Source organism: Synechococcus sp. R6-5, from assembly GCF_047461775.1.
Lineage (GTDB): Bacteria > Cyanobacteriota > Cyanobacteriia > Thermostichales > Thermostichaceae > Thermostichus.
In genome coordinates this window covers 1-6,743 of the sequence record NZ_JANSHV010000196.1, presented here as the reverse complement: position 1 = coordinate 6,743, position 6,743 = coordinate 1, and the positions used below count along the sequence as shown (strand labels likewise).

At 59.2% G+C, this 6,743-nt stretch carries 5 protein-coding genes; 3 read left to right on the top strand and 2 right to left on the bottom strand.

Features of this window, described 5'->3' with window-relative positions; genetic code table 11:
• Positions 1–766: trypsin-like peptidase domain-containing protein (locus NW818_RS10575; RefSeq protein WP_414424526.1), on the bottom strand; the 766-nt coding region annotated here is incomplete at its 3' end.
• A 209-nt stretch (positions 767–975) separates the two neighbouring features.
• Here NW818_RS10575 and NW818_RS10570 point away from each other — a divergent pair.
• From NW818_RS10570 to glgP, 3 genes are all read left to right on the top strand, one after another.
• On the top strand, positions 976–1,491 hold the full coding sequence (locus NW818_RS10570) for a nucleoside deaminase (RefSeq protein ID WP_414424525.1): 516 nt from the start codon (positions 976–978) through the stop codon (positions 1,489–1,491).
• Between the two features lie 273 nt (positions 1,492–1,764).
• The gene (locus NW818_RS10565; protein WP_414424524.1) at positions 1,765–2,949 is read left to right on the top strand and encodes a SpoIID/LytB domain-containing protein; all 1,185 of its coding nucleotides are present in this window, start codon (positions 1,765–1,767) and stop codon (positions 2,947–2,949) included.
• Between the two features lie 446 nt (positions 2,950–3,395).
• The gene (gene glgP, locus NW818_RS10560; RefSeq protein WP_414424523.1) at positions 3,396–5,597 is read left to right on the top strand and encodes an alpha-glucan family phosphorylase; all 2,202 of its coding nucleotides are present in this window, start codon (positions 3,396–3,398) and stop codon (positions 5,595–5,597) included.
• A gap of 103 nt (positions 5,598–5,700) precedes the next feature.
• Here glgP and NW818_RS10555 read toward each other — a convergent pair.
• Positions 5,701–6,743 (bottom strand): ATP-dependent metallopeptidase FtsH/Yme1/Tma family protein (locus NW818_RS10555; RefSeq protein ID WP_414424522.1); only part of this gene is annotated, 1,043 nt, incomplete at its 5' end.

Here is a 6,743-nt window from a genome sequence, read left to right as displayed (position 1 = left end):
TGCCGGGGTTAATGGCCGCATCCGTTTGCAGGAAAGTCACCCGCTTGTTGACAGCCCCAATTTGCCCGGAGGAGCGCCCAACAGCACTGATGATCCCAGCAGTCACGGTATTGTCTAGGCCCAGCGGGTTGCCAATGGCGATGGCCCAATCCCCTGGTCGCACCAAGTCAGAGTTACCCAGGGTAACCGTGGGCAGATTCTCCCCCTCAATTTTGATCACTGCGATATCGGTAACCGGATCTGAGCCCTTCACCTCTCCTTCAAAGGTGCGCCCATCCAGCAGATGAACCCTGACTCGCTCGCTGCCTTCCACCACATGGGCGTTGGTGAGGATCAGGCCACTGGCGTCGATGATAAAGCCCGATCCGGTGCCCTCCTGCTGAAACTCCTGCGGCAACTGCGGTATCTGATTTCCAAAGAAGCGGCGAAACAGGGGCTGGTTGAACAGTTCTGGGTTGACCCCCCTCGACACGGTGCGGGTGGCATCGATGCGCACCACCGCTGGGCCGACCTTTTGGGCAACGGCGGCAATAAAATTAGAAGGCCGGACGGCATCGGCGGGAGGGGCAGAATTCGCAGCCTCAGGACGGGGCTCAGACCAGGGCAAAAGGGATCCTACTCCCTCACCGGCCCGTTGCGTCCAAGTGACCAGAGGAGTTTGCTGTAACCACTCCTGCCCCGATCGAGACGATAGCCAGACCCCACCCGCGACGCCTCCACCAAACAGAGCCATCGCCAAAAGTGTGTGCCGTAGAATCCGCGCCATGATCCCTCCCAAAGCTAAGCCGTATCGCCAAGACTCAAAAGGCGTGAACCAGCTCCCTGACTTACGCCATCAAGACCCAGTTCACTCCTGGTCTATTCTATCTATTCCTACTCTTTACTTTTGGATGTTCGGGGTATGTGTGCTTACCCTAGCAAATCTTGCGGACAGAGGCAGTGCTCGAAACGCCCAAAATGATCGGGGATCCGAGTATGCTCCATTCCTCCGAGCCACAAGGGCGGGATCCGTGGCAGCGCCACCGCGCCTGGATGCAGTTGGCCTTGCGAGAAGCTGAGCAAGCGGGAGAAGCCGGAGAGGTGCCGGTGGCCGCTCTGGTGGTGGGGCCAGGGGAAAAGTTGCTGGCTTTGAGCAGCAACCGGCGGGAACGGGATCGGGATCCCACGGCCCATGCGGAGATTCTGGCCCTACGGCAGGCAGGGCAGCGCTTGGGCGATTGGCAGCTGCAGGGCTGTCGGCTGTATGTGACCCTGGAGCCCTGCCCCATGTGTGCGGGGGCAATCAGCCAATCGCAGCTGGCCCAGGTAATCTACGGCGCCGATGATCCCAAGGCCGGAGCACTGCGCAGCGTGCTCAATTTGCCAGCTTCTGCCGCCAGCTTCCATTGCCCGGAGGTCATCGGCGGAGTCTGCGAGGCCGAGTGTCGCCGCCTATTGCAGCAGTGGTTCTGCCGCCGGCGCGGGATCCCCTCTGAGCCGGCTGAATCCTGACCGAGGGACTGGGGGCGGAAAATTCTGGGTTGAAGTCGTGCATCTGCAGGATGTTTTTGATACTGTCATAACGGGTTCGGCTGGCCCTTGCCCGGGATCCCGCACCAGCCTCAAAAAAGGCTTTCCGAGTGCGGGATCTCTTGAGCCCAACGGTGGCCGCTTGGGTTGTTGAGGGTGCGTCGGCCCTATGCCTGGATTCTCAAAACCCGACTTGTCTGGGATCCCTCGCTGGCTATGCCCAGCAGCGGGTAGTCTTTCACAGAGGATTGGTGTGTGACTATTGCCCTCTCCTTTTCTCCTCTCCCATCAGCTTGGCTTAGGAGTATTGCCCTTCTGGTTTGGGCTTGGCTGTGCTTGACCTTTCCGGTGCAGGCACGGGTGCTGCTGCGGGTAGGTATTGCCGTCAACAAGCCCCAGGTCACCGTCGGCAGCTCTACCGGAGCCCGCCTATTGAATGCCCAGGGACAGCCGCTGGCAGAGGTGCAGGCCATGCAACCGCTGCAGGCCAGCCGTTCGGGTTCAGCAGTCAGTTTGGCTGGCCAACAGGGAGAACGTCTTTACCTACAGCCCACCACCTCCGATGGGTTAGTGTTTATCGACCAGAATTGGTACCGCGGCTGGGTGGAGTTGATCCCCGGCGAGCGTGGGGTGATTGCCATCAACCAAGTTGGCTTGGAGGACTACGTTTCCAGCGTGGTGGGCAGCGAGATGGGACACCGTTTTCCCATGGAGGCTCTCAAAGCCCAAGCCGTGGCCTCCCGCACCTATGCCCTCTACCACCGCAGTCGCCGTTCCCAGCAGCCTTTTGACTTAGGAAATGGGATCGATTGGCAGGTTTACAAGGGGGTAGCTGCCGAATCCAGCCGTACCCAAGCGGCTGCCCGTGAGACCGCCGGGCAGGTTCTCATCCACCAGGGGCAGTTGATCAATGCGGTTTTCCACTCCTCTGCGGGGGGACATACGGATGATGCAGGCAATGTCTGGTTAGAGTCGCGGCCCTACTTACAGGGGGTGCCGGATTTCGATCACCACTCACCCGTGTTTAGCTGGACGGCCACCGTTCCTGCCCAGCAGATTCAGCAGTTGGCTGCCGGGATCGGTGCCATTCGTTCTGTTGAGGTGCTGCGCAGCTCCCCGTGGGGACGGGCAATCACGGTGCGCTTGACGGGATCCCAAGGGATCAAAGATCTCAATGCCGGCGATTTTCGTCGGGCTCTAGGGTTGCGCAGCACAAAGATTGCCATTAGCCCGCGCGGGGAGGCCGCCACTACAGCCAGCTTGGCTCCTGTGGCAGGGACATTCCCAGCTTTCTTTGAGATTCAGGGGCGGGGCTACGGGCACGGGGTGGGCATGAGCCAGTGGGGAGCTGCCGCCCTGGCCAGCCAAAACTACTCTTACCAACAGATCCTCAGCCACTACTACCGCAACACCAGTCTGGCAGTGGTGGAAGGACGTTAAGGCTCAACTTCAAGGAGAAGCCAACAAAATAATCGATTGGTAGCAAAAGTAGCTGCAGTTTTTAAGAGCTTATGGAAAGCAGCATTCTGAGCATTCTATACAGATCTGGAGGGGTTTCCCAAGGGTTCGTTGGGGTTCTGTAGATTTTGTTAACTTTGAGTTAACTCTAACGTTGCACCATCTCTGAAGATAGACGGGCAGCTTCTGCCGGAATCGAAAGCTGGGCTACCTGTGAACGCTGCTTTTGAAGGCTCCGCGCTGCTATGACAAGATCGAGAGAAGCCTGGGCAAATTTGGGTTACGTCCCCTGAAGATTTTGTAGAGATCTTGAATTCCCCCCTCAGAATCCTCAGGATCGGCTCAATAATAATTGAGATACGTTTACCAGCATCGACCTCTACCTCTTCTTTTTCGAGCCCATAACTTTAACCCCAGGTATCTGTCCTATGTCCATTGCCACCTTAGCTCCTGCTTTTCCCGAACGTTGTCCGGTGCTGCCGGAAGCGCTCACGCCCCTGTGCGAGATCGCCCGCAACTATTGGTGGACCTGGAACCCGGATCACCTCACCATTTTCCGGGAAATGGATCCCGCCCTGTGGGAAAAAACCTCCCACAACCCGGTGCGCATGCTGGAGGAGGTTTCCTACTTGCGGTTGGCAGCCTTGGCCACCGATGTGAACTACCTCAACACGTTGAACCGGATGGTGCAGTCCTATCGGCAGTACATGGCGGCTGAGGATACCTGGGCCAAGCGCACCATGAAAACCTACGACTGGCAGCGTCCCATCGCCTATTTCTGTGCCGAATACGGCTTGCACGAGTCTTTGCCCACCTACTCTGGCGGGCTGGGTATGTTGGCTGCCGATCACCTCAAGTCGGCCTCGGATTTGGGAGTGCCCCTGGTGGCCATCGGGTTGCTCTACCGTCAGGGCTACTTCCAACAGCGCCTGGACAACAATGGCTGGCAGGGGGAGCTTTACGAAGACTCTGAGTTTGAGTCTCTGCCGTTGACTCTGGTGCGTCAGCCGGATGGCAGCCCTCTGTTGGTGGAAGTGGCGATGCGGCAGCGGTTGGTGAAGGCGCGTGCCTGGCGAGCAGACGTGGGCCGGGTGCCGCTCTTTCTGCTGGACACCGACCTGCCGGAGAACGACCCCATCGACCGCTGGATTACCGCCCACCTCTACGGGGGCAGCACCGATACTCGCATTGCCCAAGAGTGCATCCTGGGTATCGGTGGGGTGCGCCTGCTGCGCCAGTTGGGTTTGGATCCCATGGTTTATCACATGAATGAAGGGCACGCTGCTTTCCTGACGCTGGAGTTGCTGCGGGAGGAAGTGGCGCGGGGCACCCCCTTCGAGACGGCGGAGGCCAAGGTGCGGGAAAAATGCGTGTTTACCACCCATACACCAGTGCCGGCTGGCCACGATGCCTTTAGCCCCAATGAAATGGATGCCTTTTTTGCCTCTTTCTGGCCACAACTGGGCCTGACGCGGGAACAATTTTTGGCTTTGGGAGCTCGGCGCACTGGGGATCCCTGGGAGCGCTTTAACATGACGGTGCTGGCTTTGCGGTACGCGCGGGCAGCCAATGGCGTAAGCAAGCTCCACGGACGGGTTTCTCGCGAAATGTGGCATGTGCTCTACCCTGAGCGATCGGTGGATGAGGTGCCCATCAGCTCCATTACCAATGGGGTTCACGCCCGTACCTGGGTTTCCCCCCTCTTCTGGAATCTCTACGACCAGTACTTGGGCCCCGATTGGCCGGAGCGGGTGTCAGACCCGGAACTGTGGGCCAAGGTGGAAGAGATCCCAGATGAAGAACTGTGGCGGCGCAAAGAAGCTCTGCGGGAGCGGCTGGTGTCTTTCACCCGTCACCGAGTGTTGCGGGCCCGGCGCAATCGCGGCGAAAGCAACGAACGCATCCAAGCGGTCAACCAGTTGTTGGATCCCAAGGTCTTGACGATTGGGTTTGCCCGTCGCTTCAGCACCTACAAGCGAGGAGATTTGATCCTGCGAAATCTGGAGCGAATTACCCGCATCTTCACCAACAAAGAGTACCCTGTACAGATTATCTTCGCTGGCAAGGCCCATCCGCGGGATGAAGGGGGCAAGCGCCTGATCCAGCGGGTGGTGGAATGGTCGAACCGGCCTGAGGTGGCCAACCGGGTCGCCTTCATCGAAAACTACGATGCCTATGTCGCTCGCAATTTGGTGCAGGGGGTCGATGTGTGGCTGAACAACCCGCGACGCCCTCTGGAGGCCTCCGGCACCTCAGGACAAAAGGTGGGCTTCAGTGGGGGATTGAATTTGTCGGTGCTGGATGGCTGGTGGCCCGAAGGTTACAACGGTCGCAATGGCTGGGCTATTGGCCAAGAAATCGAAGGTCTGGATCCCGCTGCCCAAGACGACTTGGACGCCAACTCCCTCTACGACTTGTTGGAGTATGAGGTGATCCCCATGTTCTACGACCGGGACGAGCAAGGGATCCCACGTCGTTGGATTGCCCGCATGAAGGAGGCGATCCGCACGCTCAACCCCGTTTTCAACACCGACCGCATGGTGGCCGAGTACGTGCTGAAAATCTACGAGCCTCAGCCCCTGGAAGCAGAGGCGAGCCGGACTTTGTTGGGTTCGGCTGTTGCCGGCTAGGGTGGACTCCCCCTCTCCCAGCGCAAATCATACAAAACATTGGGATCCCTCTCTCCTCAAGAGGAAAAGCAGGGATCCCAAGTTTGAGCTTGGGGAAAAGAGACTAGGCGCTGGCGTTGACGGCCATAGGCAGAGTCAGCGGCTCTGGCTCCTCTTCGGGGGGCAACATCACCACCTCAGAGTTGTCGATGATGGCCTGCAGCTCTTCCCCATCGATGGTTTCGGCCTCCACCAAACGACGGGCGATCCGATCCAAGAGGGCACGGTTTTCTCGAATCAAGTAGGTAGCCCGTTGGTAGGCCTCGTTCACCAGCCGCCGCACCTCTTCGTCGATGAGGGCTGCTGTTTCCTCCGAGAAATCCCGTTCTGCGGCGATCTCCCGGCCCAGGAAAATGTTGGCGTATTGGCGGCCCAGGGCCACATTGCCCAGTCGGTCGCTCATGCCAAAGCGGGTCACCATGTTGCGGGCGATGCGGGCCACCTGCTGCAGGTCACTGGCTGCCCCTGTGGTGATCTCCGACTCTCCATAGACCACTTCTTCGGCCACGCGCCCACCCAAGGCAACAGTCATCATGTTCTTCAGATGGGCACGGGTGGTGAGCCCCATGTCGTCATCGCTGGGCATGAACCAAGTGAGACCACCCGCCTGGCCACGGGGGATGATCGTCACTTTTTGGATGGGATCGTAGTTGGGCAAGAGGGATCCCACCAGGGCATGGCCCGCCTCGTGGTAGGCCACCAACTCCTTGCGCCGTTCGCTCATCAGCCGATCCTTCTTCTCTGGGCCGGCCAACACCCGATCCACCGCGTCGTTGATCTCGTCCATGGAGATCTCGGTGAGGTTGCGGCGGGCTGCCAGAATGGCTGCTTCGTTCAGGAGGTTGGCCAAGTCGGCGCCGGTAAACCCAGGGGTACGGCGGGCCAATTTCTCCAGATCCACATCGGCAGACAGGGTTTTGCCGCGGGCATGCACCTTGAGGATCTCCAGGCGGCCCTGAAAATCGGGGCGATCCACCGTAACTTGGCGATCGAACCGGCCAGGCCGTAGCAGCGCTGCATCCAGCACATCCGGGCGGTTGGTGGCCGCAATGACGATGATGCCGGAGTTGCCCTCAAAACCGTCCATCTCGGTGAGCAACTGGTTCA

What these genes read in the sequence shown, in the direction of transcription:
- glgP (WP_414424523.1), top strand. Translation starts at nt 3,396, where the DNA reads ATGTCCATTGCCACCTTAGCTCCTGCTTTTCCCGAACGTTGTCCGGTG.
- NW818_RS10570 (WP_414424525.1), top strand. Translation starts at nt 976, where the DNA reads ATGCTCCATTCCTCCGAGCCACAAGGGCGGGATCCGTGGCAGCGCCAC.